Source organism: Peribacillus alkalitolerans (genome assembly GCF_010882125.1).
Classification (GTDB): Bacteria; Bacillota; Bacilli; order Bacillales; family DSM-1321; genus Bacillus_BN; species Bacillus_BN alkalitolerans.
On sequence record NZ_JAAGVZ010000004.1, the window covers coordinates 16,959 to 33,860 of the forward strand.

16 protein-coding genes are annotated in these 16,902 nt (G+C 38.2%); 3 read left to right on the forward strand and 13 right to left on the reverse strand.

The window, feature by feature from the left end:
* Position 1: 1 nt before the first annotated feature.
* Positions 2 to 1,018: a DUF1646 family protein gene (locus G3O09_RS06195; protein ID WP_163100628.1), complete on the reverse strand. Its 1,017-nt coding sequence runs from the start codon at positions 1,016 to 1,018 to the stop codon at positions 2 to 4.
* A 297-nt stretch (positions 1,019 to 1,315) separates the two neighbouring features.
* On the opposite strand from G3O09_RS06195, the gene G3O09_RS06200 reads away from it, so the two are divergent.
* A complete protein-coding gene (locus G3O09_RS06200) occupies positions 1,316 to 2,398 on the forward strand; it encodes an FUSC family protein (protein WP_163100629.1) in 1,083 nt (360 codons plus the stop codon).
* Positions 2,399 to 2,668: 270 nt separating this feature from the next.
* Here the strand turns inward: G3O09_RS06200 and G3O09_RS06205 are convergent, their stop codons facing one another.
* The 10 genes from G3O09_RS06205 to fabL form a co-directional block, all read right to left on the reverse strand.
* The gene (locus G3O09_RS06205) at positions 2,669 to 3,568 is read right to left on the reverse strand and encodes an ABC transporter permease (RefSeq protein ID WP_163100630.1); all 900 of its coding nucleotides are present in this window, start codon (positions 3,566 to 3,568) and stop codon (positions 2,669 to 2,671) included.
* Positions 3,569 to 3,588: 20 nt separating this feature from the next.
* Entirely contained in the window at positions 3,589 to 4,593 is a 1,005-nt protein-coding gene (locus G3O09_RS06210) for an ABC transporter permease (protein WP_163100631.1), read from the reverse strand.
* Between the two features lie 83 nt (positions 4,594 to 4,676).
* A complete protein-coding gene (locus G3O09_RS06215; protein ID WP_163100632.1) occupies positions 4,677 to 6,278 on the reverse strand; it encodes an ABC transporter substrate-binding protein in 1,602 nt (533 codons plus the stop codon).
* 80 nt (positions 6,279 to 6,358) lie between these two features.
* Positions 6,359 to 7,327 carry an ABC transporter ATP-binding protein gene (locus tag G3O09_RS06220; RefSeq protein WP_163100633.1) on the reverse strand — a complete coding sequence of 323 codons (969 nt, stop codon included), beginning with the start codon at positions 7,325 to 7,327 and terminating at the stop codon, positions 6,359 to 6,361.
* Positions 7,324 to 8,316, reverse strand: a complete 993-nt coding sequence (locus G3O09_RS06225) for an ABC transporter ATP-binding protein (protein ID WP_163100634.1) — start codon at positions 8,314 to 8,316, stop codon at positions 7,324 to 7,326. Before G3O09_RS06225 ends, G3O09_RS06220 begins: the two co-directional genes overlap by 4 nt.
* 874 nt (positions 8,317 to 9,190) lie before the next feature.
* Complete coding sequence (locus G3O09_RS06230; RefSeq protein ID WP_163100635.1) at positions 9,191 to 10,939, reverse strand: ABC transporter ATP-binding protein; 1,749 nt, start codon at positions 10,937 to 10,939, stop codon at positions 9,191 to 9,193.
* 116 nt (positions 10,940 to 11,055) lie between these two features.
* Entirely contained in the window at positions 11,056 to 11,586 is a 531-nt protein-coding gene (gene ntdP, locus G3O09_RS06235) for a nucleoside tri-diphosphate phosphatase (RefSeq protein ID WP_163100636.1), read from the reverse strand.
* 592 nt (positions 11,587 to 12,178) lie between these two features.
* Entirely contained in the window at positions 12,179 to 12,433 is a 255-nt protein-coding gene (locus G3O09_RS06240) for a YgaB family protein (RefSeq protein ID WP_163100637.1), read from the reverse strand.
* Positions 12,434 to 12,600: 167 nt separating this feature from the next.
* Positions 12,601 to 12,813 (reverse strand): gamma-type small acid-soluble spore protein, encoded by a 213-nt coding sequence (locus tag G3O09_RS06245; protein WP_163100638.1) that lies wholly within the window; start codon positions 12,811 to 12,813, stop codon positions 12,601 to 12,603.
* A gap of 89 nt (positions 12,814 to 12,902) precedes the next feature.
* Entirely contained in the window at positions 12,903 to 13,652 is a 750-nt protein-coding gene (gene fabL, locus G3O09_RS06250; RefSeq protein ID WP_163100639.1) for an enoyl-[acyl-carrier-protein] reductase FabL, read from the reverse strand.
* Between the two features lie 365 nt (positions 13,653 to 14,017).
* Here fabL and G3O09_RS06255 point away from each other — a divergent pair, with 365 nt between their 5' ends.
* Entirely contained in the window at positions 14,018 to 14,242 is a 225-nt protein-coding gene (locus G3O09_RS06255) for a hypothetical protein (protein ID WP_163100640.1), read from the forward strand.
* Positions 14,243 to 14,284: 42 nt separating this feature from the next.
* Here the strand turns inward: G3O09_RS06255 and mutY are convergent, their stop codons facing one another.
* Both mutY and G3O09_RS06265 read right to left on the reverse strand, forming a co-directional pair.
* Complete coding sequence (gene mutY / locus G3O09_RS06260; protein ID WP_163100641.1) at positions 14,285 to 15,400, reverse strand: A/G-specific adenine glycosylase; 1,116 nt, start codon at positions 15,398 to 15,400, stop codon at positions 14,285 to 14,287.
* A gap of 49 nt (positions 15,401 to 15,449) precedes the next feature.
* Complete coding sequence (locus tag G3O09_RS06265; RefSeq protein ID WP_163100642.1) at positions 15,450 to 15,755, reverse strand: hypothetical protein; 306 nt, start codon at positions 15,753 to 15,755, stop codon at positions 15,450 to 15,452.
* Between the two features lie 129 nt (positions 15,756 to 15,884).
* On the opposite strand from G3O09_RS06265, the gene G3O09_RS06270 reads away from it, so the two are divergent.
* Positions 15,885 to 16,868 carry a metal-dependent hydrolase gene (locus G3O09_RS06270; protein WP_163100643.1) on the forward strand — a complete coding sequence of 328 codons (984 nt, stop codon included), beginning with the start codon at positions 15,885 to 15,887 and terminating at the stop codon, positions 16,866 to 16,868.
* The last annotated feature ends 34 nt before the right edge of the window (positions 16,869 to 16,902 follow it).

Here is a 16,902-nt window from a genome sequence, read left to right on the forward strand (position 1 = left end):
TTTAAAAGATAAAAACTGCAATATAGTATGCAATCATAATTAATAAGCCTAGGGGAACACCAAATTGAGCCCACTCTTTACTAGTTATCTGCAACTTTCCGGCTGTGATAATGTTCGGGATATTGCCCGGAATTAACATTCCTCCACTAATTAGCAAACCTAAAAGAATAGAGCGGATCGTAATATCGTCCATAATCGGACTAATCTCTGCAGCAGCGAGTGTAGCATTGTCTAATATAGCAGAAATGATATTAATCCAGTAGAGCAACGAAGGAGCAACCCCAAGAAAATAAAGATTGATTACCGGTTCAAATGCTCCACCTAAAAATGTTAATCCCATAATGAAAAAATATATTTTAAGAGCTCTAGTTAGGATTTCCTCATAACTTTCACTGCTTGTCTCTTTACTTATCAATCCTTCTCCTCGCTTCGGCTGTCTTACTAGCAGTGCTGCAAATACTCCAAAAATAACAAGAGACATGATAACTTCTGATCCAATCAACCTCATTAAGTAGAAAAAGTCTTTATCAAGTTTACTTATGGCAATTGTCGAAAGTGGCTCGCCTATTGGTGATAACGCTGCACCAAGTCCTATCGAAAAGCACGTTAACACCACAAAACGAATCTCTGATATCCGATCAAGTCTAAGAGCAGTCACTACCACTACTAGAACGAGTGCTGCAATAATAGCAGTTATCAAACTTGAAATTAAGCCTATGAATATGACAGTAAGTGCAATGAACAATCTATAAGGAATAATTCGGCTAAATCCTGTTATCGTTCTTTCCAAAGGTGTCTGTAACCACTTAAACAATACTCCAGCTACAAATACAGCAATCGTAATTTTTATGGGATCACTTGCAGCTCTAACAAATAAAGAGCTAGTTAAAACCCCACTTATTAGTGCTGCAATTAACCCCATTACAAATAAAAATAATTCGAGATTCCTCTCCACCACATTTAAAGTTAGCGGCAAGATCAAAACAAGAAAGAAAATTATCAATAATCCTAATATCATTTTTATCTGCCCCATATCAAATTTATCCAGAAACGACTTGATGGATTTATGTATATGCTTTTGGATGGACAATCTTGCTAGGAATATTTTATTGATTTTTAACAGTAATAAAAAATGGATTAACTAAACTTATTTAAGATACATAGTCTAATTGAGGCAAATCAGAAGCTAGAATATAAGATTCCCTTGCACTTACTCCATAAACCCTGTATATTACATTATTGTTTAATAAATAACGGGATGGTGTAAAGTAAACTTAATCCATCCATAGAATGTTCAGAAAGGACTTATTTTCTCATGAAGCTTGGTGCCCGCATATTAAAAACGGGAATCGCCATTATTTTGGCTTTATATTTATCACAACTGTTGAATTTACCTGCCCCAGTGTTCGCTGGAATTGCAGCTATATTTGCCATCCAGCCTACAATTTATCGCTCTTATCTTTCGGTTCTGGAGCAGTTACAGGCCAACCTGATTGGAGCCGCTGTCGCAATACTATTTGTTTTGGTATTTGGCAATCAGATTTTTATCGTTGGGCTGGCAGCCATAATCGTCATCATTATCAATCTTAAATTAAATTCAGGCAATACTATCATCCTATCCTTAGTAACGGTCATTGCCATCATGGAGAACCAGGATGGTGAATTTCTACAATTCGCTCTAATCAGGTTTTCTACCATTATGCTAGGGATTTTGTCTGCATTTATCGTTAATTTGGTATTTCTACCCCCAAAGTACGAAACAAAGCTATACCATAAAATATCTATAGTTGCTGAAGATGTTTTCAAATGGATTCGGATCAGTACACGCCATGCTTCTGATCATTCTTTATTGAAAAATGACGTAAACCAACTTAAAGAACATGTCATTAAATTAGAACAATTGTACTTAATGTTTAAGGAAGAACGTGAGTACTTTAAGAAGGACAGCTATGCAAAATCTAGAAAACTGGTGGTTTATCGCCAAATGATTTCGACTTTAAAGCGTTCATTGGATGTTTTAAGACGTTTAAATCGTTTCGAAAATGAATTTCACCTTATGCCTTCTGATTTTCAAAATCAAATACAAGAACAATTAGATTGTCTTGTCTTCCAACATGAACAACTATTACTAAAGTTTATTGGAAAAATTAAAACGACTGTAGACTATCATGAGAGTACGACTGTAAGTAAAAAAGAATTGCTAGACATGTTCCTTAAACAACCAGAGTGTATAAATGGCGACAATGAAGCTTGCTTGTATCATATGATGCCATTAGTCGCTGCTATCATTGAATATGAGGATGAAATCGAGCATCTATACAAACTTGTGTCCAGCTTTCAAAACTATCATAAAGATGAAAACGAAGTATCCATCCCCACTCCTCGAGTGGATGAATAATGAGTGAAGGTTCAAATTAAAAAATGATTTGACCATTTTAGCAAAAAAGCCATCGATTCTTTAATCGATGGCTTTTTCTTATTGCACACGCACTGTTATTGTCTTGGATATATTGCCTGCTTTGTCTTTTGAATACAAAACAAGGTATGTTCCTTTTCTTTGTTTAGGGACTTCATTCTAAAAATGATTTCTTAGTCAACCTGCTTTTATACTGCCAAATTATACTTTCCTAAAGAAAAAAATACAGCTGAATCAGTTCAGCTGTATCTTTTAACTCTTCATACGAGGGTCTAATGCATCGCGTAATCCGTCACCCATTAGGTTGAAACCAAGGACTGTAAGCATAATCGCCAGACCTGGGAATACCATTGTCCATGGAGCTTGGATTAGGAACTGCTTTGCATCCGAAAGCATTTTCCCCCATTCAGGGAAAGGCACTTCTGCTCCTAGACCTAGGAAACCAAGCGCAGCACATTCGATGATTGCAGTGGCAATCGCTAATGTTCCTTGAACTATAATCGGAGCCAAACTATTTGGTAATACGTGATGGAATAGTATTCTAGCATTACTCATACCTATTGCTTTAGCAGCTACGATGTATTCTTCTTCTTTAATACTCAAAACACGGGAACGAATCAAACGTCCGAAGGTTGGAATATTAATGATTGCGATTGCGATCAAGGCATTTTTTAGAGAAGGACCTAATACCGCTACAATGGCGATTGCAAGCAAAATACTTGGAAACGCAAGCATGATGTCAAATACACGAGAAATTAGTGCATCTGCCCACTTCCCATAGTAACCGGCTATAATTCCTAATAGACATCCGACTACAATCGAACCAACTACCGAGAAGGTACCAACCCATAATGAAATTCTAGCACCATAAATGACACGAGATAAAACATCACGACCAAAATCGTCCGTTCCAAACCAATGCTCGCTAGATGGTGATTGAAGGGCTTGAGTCAATTTTTGATCATTCATCCCTTCAGGTGCAATGAACGGTGCAAATATCGCTAAAATAACAAAAAATAAAACGATGACGGTACCCACTAATGCCAGCTTATTTTTCCGAAAGCTTCTCCAAGCTTCTACCCATGGAGAAACTACTTTTTCTTCTTTTTCTATAATCGGTGCTTGATATTTAGGATTTGTTGATAATTCCATAGTATGAAAATCCTCCCTTCTTAACGGTATTTGATTCTTGGATCAATGGCTGCATACAATAAATCGACCACTAGATTGATCAATACAAATATGAGAGCAACAATTAGAACTCCTGATTGAATTACAGGATAATCACGATAATTGATTGCTTCATAAATGTAACGACCGATTCCAGGCCAACTGAAAATTGTTTCAGTCAAGATCGCTCCACCGAGCAGTAGACCCATTTGTAAACCGATTACCGTTAATACAGGAATAACTGCATTCTTTAATGAGTGTTTATATACTACCCAGAACATTCTTAATCCTTTGGCGCGAGCTGTACGGATAAAATCAGAACGCATCACCTCTAACATCGTAGAACGTGTAATACGGGCGATGATTGCCATTGGGATTGTAGCTAGGGCAACGCTAGGTAATACTAGATGTTTAACAACTTCTACAAATTGATCCATTCTGCCTTGTAACAAAGTATCGATAATATACAGATTTGTAATCGCCTCTACTGGATTCCTAACTTCATCACGTCCAGATGTTGGCAGCCAATCAAGGTTAATGGCAAATACCCACTGTTCCATCAATCCTAGCCAAAAGATTGGCATGGATACCCCAATTAACGCAAAAATCATTGCAACGTAATCAAACCAGGAATTTTGGTACCAAGCACTGATAATCCCAGCATTAACCCCAATGAAAATGGCGATTAGCATAGCACATAATGACAACTCAAGTGTAGCTGCCAAGTATGGCCAAATCTCTCCACTGATAGGAGATGATGTACGAAGCGATTCTCCTAAGTCACCACTTAGTAATCCTCCGACATATTTTATGTATTGTGTATACCATGGTTGGTCAAGCCCAAGCGCTTTAGTCATGTCAGCAATTGCTTCTTTTGTCGCAAGCTGGCCTAGAATGATTTGTGCAGGATCTCCAGGGATTGCACGAATCATGAAAAAGACGATCAACGAAAGTCCAAATAAAACCGGTACTAAATGTAAAATCCTTCTGATTGTATATGCGAGCACATTATCCACCTACCTTAAAAGCTTGTACACTTCCATTTGAATGGAAAGGGAAGTCAAAATTGACCTCCCTTTCCAATTATTTGCTATTTAATTTCTACATTTAAGAAAATATCTGATCCAGTTGGATGTGGAAGGAAGTTCTTAACTTTAGCACTACCTGCCAATGCTGGTTCAGAGTGAACAAGTGGAATCCATGGAGCGTCATCCTTGATGATAAGTTGAGCTTCCTTGTAAAGCTTGTCACGCTCAGCTTCATCAACTGTAGCTTGAGCTTTTACTAACAAATCATGAACTTCTTGGTTTTTGTAGTAAGAATAGTTATTGCTTTCGATGCTATCTTGATCAAGAAGAACGTATAAGAAGTTGTCAGCATCCCCATTGTCACCAGTCCAACCAAGTAAGAATGAATCTGCTTCTCCCATACGAGCTTTATCTAGGTAAGTACCCCACTCATAAGAAACGATTTTAGCTTTTACGCCGATAGCCGCAAAGTTAGCTTGAATTGCTTCAGCCACTTTTTTACCATCTGGCATATAAGGTCTAGCAACTGGCATTGCCCAAAGTTCCATTTCAAAACCATCAGCGTATCCAGCTTGCGCTAACAATTCTTTTGCTTTCTCTGGGTTGTAATCGTAATCTTGAACGTCATCATTGTATCCTGCTACTACAGGAGGCATAGGGTTTTTCGCTGCTGTTGCTTTTCCTGCATAGAATGTATCGATAAGAGCTTGCTTATCGACTGCATGGTTTAATGCTTGACGAACTAATTTTTCCTTAAGAGGACCACGTGTACTAGTTAAACCAAGGTATCCAACGTTTAATGAAGGACGGTTGAATACTTGAAGATTTGCATTAGCTTCAATTCCAGGAACATCACTGAAGTTTACTCCATCGATTAGATCAACTTCTCCAGCGTTTAACGCATTTAGACGAGCGGAATTCTCAGGAATTACTGTGAAAATTAGGCCATCTAACTTAGGAAGACCTTTTTCCCAATAATTTTCATTTTTCACAAGTGTAACTTTTTCGTTACGTTTCCATTCTTTGAATACGAATGGACCAGTACCTACTGGATTTTCAGCAAATTTGTCACCGTGCTTTTCGATTGCTGCAGGGCTTGCAATCGCGAATGGAGACATTGCTAAGTTTTTAAAGAATGGTGCAAGTGGAGTGTTAAGCTTAAATTCTACTGTTTTTGCGTCAACTGCCGTTACGGAATCAATACGATCTCCGAATTGGGAGTTATAGTAATAGAACTGCTCTTTGTTTCCTGCTTTCCAACGCTCGAAGTTGAATACAACAGCGTCAGCATTGAAATCTGTACCATCGTGGAATTTTACCCCTTCACGAAGTGTAAGCGTATACGTTAATCCGTCTTCGCTTGCATTCCACTCAGTAGCCAAACCTGGGTGTAATTCTGTATCTTGAGGACCGAACTCAATTAGAGTTTCGTAGATGTTCTTAGTAACTTTGAATGCTTCCCCTTCAGTGGTAGCAGCTGGGTCTAGTGAAGTGGAGTCTCCACCACGACCAAATACTAACGTACCGCCTGTAGCTTTTTCTTCTGTTTTTCCATCTGATTTTCCATCAGATTTTTCTCCTGCTGTGTCTTTGCTACAGCCTACCAAAGCAAGTGATAGGACCATGACAATGGACATCAGCAACATCCAAGTGCGCTTTTTCATGCTTATCCCCCTTTATCTGTTTTCGGCAGAAACTGCCAACTATATTGTCAATACTGGCTTACCCCCATTCTAGTTAAGGGTTATGTATATAAATGGCAAGCAGCATAATGACCTGGTTCAACTTCTTTAAGCTCTGGTCTAGTAGTAGTACAAATGTCCATACAAGACTTACAACGAGTGTGGAAAGCACATCCAAGTGGCGGATTGGCCGGGCTTGGAATATCACCTGTTAACAACTGTCTTTCTTTTTTAATCGTTGGATCTGGAATAGGAACAGCTGCCAATAAAGCTTCTGTATATGGATGGAGCGGCTTTTCATAAAGTTTTTCCGCATCCGTGATTTCTACTAGACGGCCTAGGTACATGACTCCTACTCTATCACTTATATGCCGGACTACCCCTAAATCATGTGCGATAAATAAATAGGTTAGTCCAAATTCCTTTTGTAAATCTTCCAATAGATTTAGAACCTGGGATTGGATGGATACATCAAGTGCAGAAACTGGCTCATCGGCAATGATTAACTTAGGCTTTGTCATCAGCGCGCGTGCGATTCCAATCCTTTGTCGTTGACCGCCACTGAACTGATGAGGATAACGTTTTGCATGATAACTACTCAGACCGACAGTCTCTAACATTTCATGGACCATTTTCTTTCTTTCTTTCGCATTACCGATTCCATGAACAATCAATGGCTCTTCTAAAATTTTCTCAACAGTATGGCGGGGATTGAGTGATGCATATGGATCTTGGAAAACCATTTGCACATCCTTACGTACTTTCCTCATCTCCCCACTAGAAAGAGAGGTTAAGACTTTTCCTTCAAATTCAACCTGTCCTTCAGTCGGTTCTATCAATCTCATTAACATACGACCTGTAGTGGATTTTCCACAGCCTGATTCTCCCACTAAACCAAGAGTCTCTCCTTTTTTGACGAAGAAACTGACATCATCAACTGCTTTTACATCACCGACTTTTTTTCCTAATACACCAGCGTTAATCGGGAAGTATTTTTTAAGATTATCAACTTTCAGCAATACTTCTGTCATACTACCGCCTCCTTCTCTTGATGCAAGAAGCAACGGACATAATGCCCTTCCTCACCACTTTGGAAAAGATCAGGACTTTCACTTAAGCAACGTTCATGTACGTGTTCACAACGTGCTGCAAATCTGCAACCTGTTTGAATGGAACCTGGCTTCGGTACATTCCCTGGTATTGAATACAGCCTTTCCTTCTTATCTCGGATGTCAGGGACTGAACGAAGTAGCCCGACAGTGTAGGGATGCTTCGGATCTTTGAAAATCGTTTCAACTGTGGCTTCCTCTACAACCTTACCTGCATACATGACGATGACTCGTTGGCATAGTTCAGCAACAACGCCAAGGTCATGGGTAATCATGATAATTGCGGTATCTAGCTTTTCATTCAGTTCTTTCATCAAAGATAGGATTTGCGCTTGAATGGTTACGTCTAAAGCAGTGGTCGGCTCATCCGCAATCAATAGTTTCGGGTGACACGATAATGCCATCGCAATCATGACACGCTGTCTCATTCCTCCTGATAACTGATGAGGATATTCCTTCATGATTGCCTCAGCTCTAGGTAGACCAACTAGCTTTAACATTTCAACCGCTTGTTGGAAGACTTCTTTCTTAGTCATTTTCTTATGTATTTGTATTGCTTCGGTTAATTGATCACCGATTGTAAATAGTGGGTTCAATGAAGTCATTGGTTCTTGGAAAATCATCGCTACTTCATTTCCACGAATTTGCCTCATTCTTTTTTCTGAGGCATCCACAAGGTTTTCCCCGTTAAGTAAAATCTCTCCACCAGCAATTTTCCCTGGTGGCTGTGGAATCAATTTCATGATGGATAGAGATGTGACACTCTTTCCACACCCTGATTCGCCAACAATCCCGAGTATTTCACCTTTATTAACAGAAAAACTAACTTCGTCAACTGCAGGAATATCTCCATCTGATGAGATAAATGTAGTTTTTAATTCTTTAACATCTAAAACCGGAGCTTGACTCAATCTCTTTACTCCTTTCAATCTATATTCGTTATGTAAGACTATTTGATGATAAAAGTTACTTGCTAACTATCACCTTTAGCTTGTCCCAAGTTCCATTACTATTTTTTAATAGTTTTACATTGTATGATACGAGATAAAAAAACTTGAATAATATCTTTTATTATTCTATAAAAAACTATTCTATAAGTCTACTTATTTTTCTGAATTATTTAAAGATAGAGAAGATTCGCTGTTTAATTAGTGTTATTAACCTTTTCTTTTGCAATTCCTTTTTCCAACATAATAAGTATATGAATTTCTTTTTAATTCGTGGTATTTGCCATCACCAAACTTCGAATATCAAAATTATTTTCAGAACGTTTTCATTAATTCAAAGAGCCGATAGAATTAGGATTTTATACCTACTTATTTCCATTTTCTATCTACTGTTTAAAATATTGAAAAAACGTTTTTTCCTTAAAAGGCTACCCTAAAAATGCCCCCAAATATCATAGATAAGTGTCAGTTATTAGAATGTCAGGCACTTCTAAATGTACCTGACACCTTTAACCTCACTAAAATTGATTTAACTCATGGGTGAATTTTTGTTTAGGTTTTGGGTTGGAATTGTCGAAAAATCGATATTTTGTGATTTTCGATTGTATTTTTGCCGTTTCGATTTTATTTTTCCTGGTTCGAATGTATTTTTCCAGTTTCGATATTAAATCTTCAGTTTCGATTAAAGAAATGGGTTTCCTTCTAATAAACAATTAAATTTCATACAGGATATTAGGATTTAAGGCAGAACTGAAGATGAAAATACATAATGGAGTAGTGAATGGGTTATAGCCAATAAAAAAAGGTTCAAGACCATTTTTGTCTTGAACCCGTTACATTAACTTTCCAATTGTTGTACTTGGAATAACCTATAATAGTGGCCTTGCTGCTTCATCAATTCTTCATGTGAACCGATTTCTGTAATTTCTCCATTTTCAATATGGACGATTCGGTCTGCATGAGTGATGGTCGATAGACGATGAGCTACGATAAAGGTCGTACGGTCCTTCGCCAATTTTTCTAAAGCTTCTTGGATAAGGTGCTCACTTTCTAAATCCAAAGCGGAAGTCGCTTCATCCAAAACTAAGATGGGAGGGTTTTTCAAAAACACTCGTGCGATGGCAACTCTTTGTTTTTGACCTCCAGACAATTTTACTCCTCGTTCTCCAACCTTTGTATCATATCCCTCTGGTAAATTCATGATAAAATCATGAGCGTTGGCTGCTTCTGCAGCCGCACGCACTTCTTCCATACTCGCATCAGGTTTACCCAAAAGTATATTTTCTTTAACTGAATCACTGAATAATATATTATCCTGGAGAACCATCCCGATTTTATCTCGAAGTGTTCGAACCTTGAAATCCCGGATATCTGTACCATCCAGAAGAATTCTGCCTTCAGTCACATCGTAGAAACGAGGGATCAAACTGACTAGTGAGGATTTTCCTCCCCCACTCATACCAACTAAAGCGATTGTTTCTCCTTGTTTTACATCCAGGTAGACATTCTTTAAAACATTCTCTTCTCCTTCATTATAGGAAAAGCTTATATGATCAAAAGTGATATCTCCTTTTACATCCTTGCATTCCTTGGCATTTGGTTTATCCTCAATATCATACTTTTCATCGATGAACTCAAACACCCGATCCATTGAAGCGATAGACTGTGTCATCGTTGTGGATGAATTCACCAATCTCCTCAATGGGTTATAGAGTCGATCAATGTAAGCAATGAAAGCAATCATCGTTCCGACAGACATGTTCCTTTCTATCACCAAGAATGCTGAATAACCAATTACTAAGAGAGGAGCAATATCTGTAATGGTGTTTACGACAGCAAATGATTTCGCATTCCATCGGGTATGTTCCAAGGCTTTGACAAGAAAGTTTTTGTTTTGATGGTCGAAGCGCTTCTGCTCATGATGTTCTATGGCAAAGCTCTTTATTACCGGCATACCCTGTACTCTTTCGTGCAAATAGCTTTGGACTTCCGCCAGCGCCTGCGATCTTTCTCTTGTTAACTTACGAAGCTTACCGAAAAAGTACCGGACGGAAAATGCATAAAATGGGAAAAGAATTAGCGAAACGATTGTAAGCTTCACATTCATTGTTGCCATGACTATAATAGCTATGATAATTGTCGCTATATCAAGCCAAAGATTCATTAATCCAGATATCACAAAGTTCTTGGTCTGCTCAACGTCATTGATGACCCTAGAAATCACTTCACCAGCTCTTGTGTTCGCATAATAACGGAAGCTAAGCTTTTGAATATGTGAAAAAAGCTGATCCCGAATGTCATAAAGGATTTTACTGCCAGTCCATTGCGCAAAATATTGACGGTAATATTCTATCGGTGGTCGTAGAATAACAAACACCACTAACATGATTGCCATTACCTGCACAAGCTTTTCTTTCTTATCTCCAGAGGTTAAATTGTCATTACCTACTACATCATCAATAACATATTTAATCAGTAATGGAATCATGAGAGGAATGGCAAACTTAATGACACCGATGATGATAGTTCCAATAATTTGCCATTTATATGGTTTGACGAACGTCATATATCGCTTAATACTACTCACTTTTTCGCCTCTAATCTTCATCCAGAATATTGGGATATCCCCAAAATGGTTTAAGGACCATACCCTTTTTCAATACAAAAACCTGTTGTTGACACAACAGGCCTTTCAATTCACTTTCATCTTCGATACGTCAAGTATCGTTCATACCAAGAATCAATAAACTCCGCAGAAAAGGGTCCTTTACGTTGTCTAATCCAGAAAATAAGCTTGTCCACATTTTTTTGTAGAATCTTATCAATCACTTCTGGATAGTTCATCTCTTTCCGATGCCTTTCATATTCATCTTCATCCAATAAGGTAAATGTCATATCTGGATATACCTTGATGTCTAGATCATAATCAATATACTTCAGTGCTTCATTGTCATACACAAACGGAGAACTGATGTTGCAGTAATAATAGACTCCGTCCTCACGTAGCATACCGATAATATTAAACCAATACTGTGAATGAAAATAACAAATGGCAGGTTCTCTTGTAATCCAAGTCCTTCCATCGGACTCTGTCACCATCGTTCGATCATTGGCGGCAATTACAAGGTTTTGGGTTCCTTTTAATACGGTGGTTTCTTCCCAGATTCGATGGATATGGCCGTTATGCTTATAACTATGGATTTGTATTCTTTCTCCTTCGATGGGAATACCCATTCTTCTCCCCTACTTTCAACGAAAAGCGTATCCTCCTATTCATAGACCTGACAGACATAAGATGGCTACCAAGTAGACTACTGACTCCGTAGCGGGTTGCTAAGACATTCGACCGACCAAGTTTACGTTCTATGGAAACGTTGGTAATAACATATCCTATGCATCTGGGCTAGGTGTAGAAGCTATACACGATTCAAAGTACAAATGCGGTAATTAAATACCACACTTGTCAAGATCATAATTTTTTAAATTGGTTTTGTTTGTATATTACCTTATTATAGCGATTAAAAAGAAAATTTAAAACAAAAGAGATGGAAAATCATAGCTTTCTCCTAAATTCGCCTATATATAACTGGTTACAAGATAGAAAATTTTCGTTTTATCGAGCCTTAAGGCTAAGTAAGAGTCTTGCTAGGACTCATTCTATATTCCCGTATTGGTCAATGGATCGACTGCCCTCAAAGTCTGCTAACGTAAAAATAACATAAAAAAAGACCCTCTTATGAGCGGCCTCGTCGTATCGTGTACTATTCATTTCCTTGAAGGAAGTACCTGAACTAACTATCAGTTTTAAGTTTAATTCCCCTCAACTTTAAACTGTCGCAGGAAGCTGCGACTGATAGGAACGAATTACTTCTTCGGTCTGCTTCTCGAACAATCGTTGGATATCCATGAGTTCTTCTTTCATTTTAGTTATTTCTTCTTGGACAGAGAGCAATTCACTTTGTTCTTTCAATGCATTTAACTGACTCTCTATTTCTTGGCATCGTTCAATTTCCGATTGTAAAAACAAAAGCTTGTCCATCGTCTTCAATTGTTCTCCAACAAGCAAATTGAATTCGTTCATAGAAATGCCTCCTCCGGTTAGGTTTACTCTACTAATCAAATTCGCGTTTCCGATTCCGAATCCTTTGACTAATAATGTAGACTTAATAGAAGTTTTGTCGAATCCTTTTTCTATAGTAAAAAGACGCCCTATTCGCGAAATGGGCGCCTTTTTACATTAATACATTATTATTGTTGTTGGTTGCTTTGAGCACCAAATTGTCCAGAAGCTTGAGATTTACGAGCCTCTGCTTGTTGGTTAGCTTGTTTTACTGCTTGTACATCTGTTTCACTTGCGAACTCAGTACCAAATTGACCTGCAGCTGAAGCTGAAGCAGCGTTTTGTTGCTTCACTTTTTGAACATTTGTACCAGCTTGTGTTGGGTTGTTGTTGTTTGCCATTGATAATCACCTCCACGAATATTAATTTAACCAGGAGGCGTTTTATTATCCTATAAATTACAAAAGAAATTTTTACCAAGCGAAAAACCTTATACTAACAATGATATCCCACCATCTACGATGATCGTTTGTCCCCTTATCATGCTAGACTGTTCTGAAATTAAGAACATGATAGTGTTTACCATGTCTTCTATTTCCACCATTCTACCTGCAGGAGTTTGGTTTGCGGCACTCGCGAGCAGCTCTTCCCTATTAGGGAAATGCTTTAATGCATCTGTATCAACGGCTCCACCAGAAACAGCGTTGACTGTGATGTTTTTAGGTGCCAGCTCGACAGCAAGATAACGAGTTAAGGACTCCAAAGCAGCTTTTGATACTCCCACAGTTGTGTAATTTTCAAGATAACGGATGGATCCAAGAGAACTAATACTTACCATCTTGCCCCCACCTGATGCTTCCATTAGTTTCGCGGCTTCTTGAGCACAAAATAAGAATGCTTTGCTGTTGATTCCCATCGTCCATTCCCAGTGGGATTCCTCTAGCTCCATAGCTGGACGAAGTACTCCAGATGCAGCATTACTAACAAATACATCTAGACGACCATAGTATTCCTTGATTTGTTCAAACATGGATTTTATTTTGCTGACATCTCCCACATTTGCTTTGACAAGCAATACTTTTCTGCCTAACGCTTCGATTTCAGCAGCTACCTCTGCTGCAGCTGTCCTGCTTCTTGCATAGTTTATAACAAGATCGTATCCTTCTTTAGCCAATCGAATAGCAGTTGCCCTACCAATTCCTCTACTGCTCCCTGTTACTAAAGCTACTTTTTGACTCATAATTTTCTTCCTTTCTCTGTATGAATAAGGTTTTGATTCTAAAAGAAAAATAATAAAGTGAGACTTCCATCAGTGGGAGTTTTTTCATTCCCCACTGATGGTTAGTCCCGTTCTACTGTCGCTAAGATCTCTGCTAACGCGTCGATCATTCAACAGTACGAACCCGATTGGTTCAACTATACCTCCTGAAAACCCTAGGAGGTAAGTTTCACTGTATCTCACCAATCGGGCTTTTACGGGCAGTTATCCCTATTCTTAATTTCTCGTTTCCTTGAACTTCTGAAACGGGGATCTTACTGCCCGTTAATGCGGGATAAAATCCTGAGCACCTTCGATTAGGTGCAGTTCCCTTAGGAGGGCTAACTATGTATGTAGGTAGAGACATGACTGAACTTTCCATGACTCCCAAGAACAAATGGAAGGATAGCGAATTAGCTTTCTTCCACCACTCTCTTCAACAAATGGTACCTTATTTGAACTCAGAAGGACAGTCCATCCATCAAGAAATCATTGAAGAAATCGAAAGTCGTGGCGGATTGAATAGAAATGAGGCAAATTATACTCATGGAACCGATATAAGATTAGATTAGCCTAAGTATTGATACGTCAAAAGGATGACCTGTTTCTATGGGTCATCCTTGCTTTACTTCCAAATATGCCGAGTACATTTTCTGGAACGGAACAGGAAACGCTAATTCCTCGATTTCTTTTTGGTCCACCCATTTCAATCTCTTTTCCTTTAACACTTCATTATTGATATTATCCACTACAATTCCACTATAAATGTCTGCTTTCCATAGCAGATGAGAAAAAACATGTTCAATTTTTGAAAGAGGCAAGCCTAATTCAAGATCAACATTAAATTCTTTTTTAAACTCATCCATATAATAGTCCCTATTAGATAAAATTTTCGTATTATATGAGAAATTTGGAAACTCCCATAAGTTAGCCAATAGCCCGTTTGAAGGTCGTTTTCTAATAAGAATCTTCCCTTCTTTGTTGGTTAGAATTGCAGATATCATATGAACAGTCTTAGATGATTTTTTCTGATTTTTAATGGGGAGTTCAGACTGAACTCCTTCATTAAATGCCGAACAATGCTCTCTAACCGGACAAAGAAGGCAAGAAGGTGTACCTGGAGTGCAGATTAAGGCTCCGAGTTCCATTAAGGCTTGGTTAAAATGGGACGTATTATGTTTTGCAATCAATTCTCGCACTGCATATTCAAATATTTTTCTCGTTTTTGGCTTAGCAATATCTTCTTTAATTAGGAGGATTCTTGAGAGGACCCTCATGACATTCCCATCGACAGCTGGTTCAGGCTTCCCATATGCAATGCTCAAAATGGCACCGGCAGTATATGGTCCAACTCCCTTTAATTTCGAAATCACTTCTAGTGTGTCCGGGACTTTTCCTCCGTAGATTTCTTGTACTTCCTTTACCGCTGAGTGTAGGTTTCTTACTCTAGAATAATAACCAAGTCCCTCCCATGCCTTCAATATCTTATCTTCTTCAGCTAATGAAAAAGCTTCCATTGTCGGGAACCATGACATGAATCTTTCAAAATATGGGATAACAGTGTCTACACGGGTTTGTTGGAGCATGATTTCAGATACCCATACTTTATAAGGATCTTGATCTTTTCTCCAAGGTAAATCGCGTTGTTCTTTTCCAAACCATTCCAATAAGTCATTTTGAAATATGGTTCTATCTATTTCATTCAAAGCTTCTATTTGAAATTTTTCCACTGCTGTGCCTCCAAGATGTTAATGGACCGTTAATTAAGGGAATATAATATTACGATTGCTCACAAAGCACAAGCGCCCGGTATGATATCCGATCAGCCCCACCATTAACGATTTGATGTAATTTACCAAAAATAGAATGATTCTTATTTTTGTGGATTTTTTTTATTGCATGAAAATGAGATTCAGTCGGGACGGTGAAAATTTCCATATACCGATCTTCAGTTTTGCAACATTCAATGGATTTTGCATCAAACCGTTCTAAAGTATTAACAATTTGATCAATAAGCATATGATATTGTGGAATTGCAGATTCTTCAATTTTATATTCCACATAAATCCTAATTTGTTTATTCATTTACGGTTTTCCTCCATTGTAATATGTGTATATATAAAAGCAAAATATAGTATTCAAAGCTATCCGTTCTTTTGGGCACACTAAAACTAAAATACTTCTTATCATGAATATAAGGAAGGAGGTGGAGCGTTGGATACTGGTACACATTTAGTCATGGGGATAGGTCTAGGTGCTTTGGCGACTTTGGATCCGGTAATTGGTCAAAATCCAGTAACGGCTCAAGCAGTTATGCTTGGAACAATCATTGGTTCACAGGCACCAGATATTGATACTATTTTAAAATTAAGAAATAATGCGGTATACATCCGCCATCATAGAGGAATAACCCATTCCATTCCCGCTGTTTTACTTTGGCCCATTTTCATTACAGCAGTTCTTTTTGTATTCCATCAGGAATCGAATATCCTACATTTATGGATTTGGACATTTTTAGCAGTTTTCCTCCATGTTTTTGTCGACATATTCAATGCTTATGGGACACAGGCATTACGTCCGATTTCCCCGAAATGGGTCGCTTTAGGGGTTATAAACACGTTTGATGCGTTTATTTTCGGTATTCATGTCGCAGGATTGATTCTTTGGGGATTTGGCGCGCCACCTGGCTACACATTTATTGGGGTATATATAACAATGTTTTTCTATTATTTGATCCGCTTTAGAGAACGTAGATTGGTAAAGGATGCCGTTTTAAGAAAAATTCCAGATGCAAGAAAGATCATCCTTTCACCTACTATGAAATTCGATAGATGGAGGATTGCTGTCACAACCGAAAACTTTTTCTATGTTGCAAAGGCATCGGGACATCACATAACCATATTAGATAAGTTTGAAAGGGTGCCGCTTCCTGATAACGAGGTATTGGATATCGCAAAACATGATAAAAATCTCGCGGCTTTCCTTTCCTTCTCACCCGTTTATCGATGGGAAATCGCAGAGAATGAAAATCATTATGAGGTCCGCTTTATCGATTTGCGTTACCGCAGTAATGGTTTCTATCCATTCGTGGCAGTAGTACAGCTCGATGCCAATCTAAACATTACCACTTCCTATACAGGCTGGATTTTCAGCGAAGACAAATTAAAGAAAAAACTAAAATTAATAACGTCCAATTAATGCTGAAATTAAAAAGGGAAATGGAGCTCGATCC

Coding starts and splice junctions, on each gene's coding strand:
- G3O09_RS06195 (WP_163100628.1), bottom strand. CDS start 1,018: ATGATATTAGGATTATTGATAATTTTCTTTCTTGTTTTGATCTTGCCG.
- G3O09_RS06245 (WP_163100638.1), bottom strand. CDS start 12,813: ATGGCAAACAACAACAACCCAACACAAGCTGGTACAAATGTTCAAAAA.
- G3O09_RS06220 (WP_163100633.1), bottom strand. CDS start 7,327: ATGACAGAAGTATTGCTGAAAGTTGATAATCTTAAAAAATACTTCCCG.
- G3O09_RS06255 (WP_163100640.1), top strand. CDS start 14,018: ATGTATGTAGGTAGAGACATGACTGAACTTTCCATGACTCCCAAGAAC.
- G3O09_RS06205 (WP_163100630.1), bottom strand. CDS start 3,568: ATGGAATTATCAACAAATCCTAAATATCAAGCACCGATTATAGAAAAA.
- G3O09_RS06265 (WP_163100642.1), bottom strand. CDS start 15,755: ATGAATAAACAAATTAGGATTTATGTGGAATATAAAATTGAAGAATCT.
- fabL (WP_163100639.1), bottom strand. CDS start 13,652: ATGAGTCAAAAAGTAGCTTTAGTAACAGGGAGCAGTAGAGGAATTGGT.
- G3O09_RS06200 (WP_163100629.1), top strand. CDS start 1,316: ATGAAGCTTGGTGCCCGCATATTAAAAACGGGAATCGCCATTATTTTG.
- G3O09_RS06240 (WP_163100637.1), bottom strand. CDS start 12,433: ATGAACGAATTCAATTTGCTTGTTGGAGAACAATTGAAGACGATGGAC.
- ntdP (WP_163100636.1), bottom strand. CDS start 11,586: ATGGGTATTCCCATCGAAGGAGAAAGAATACAAATCCATAGTTATAAG.
- G3O09_RS06215 (WP_163100632.1), bottom strand. CDS start 6,278: ATGAAAAAGCGCACTTGGATGTTGCTGATGTCCATTGTCATGGTCCTA.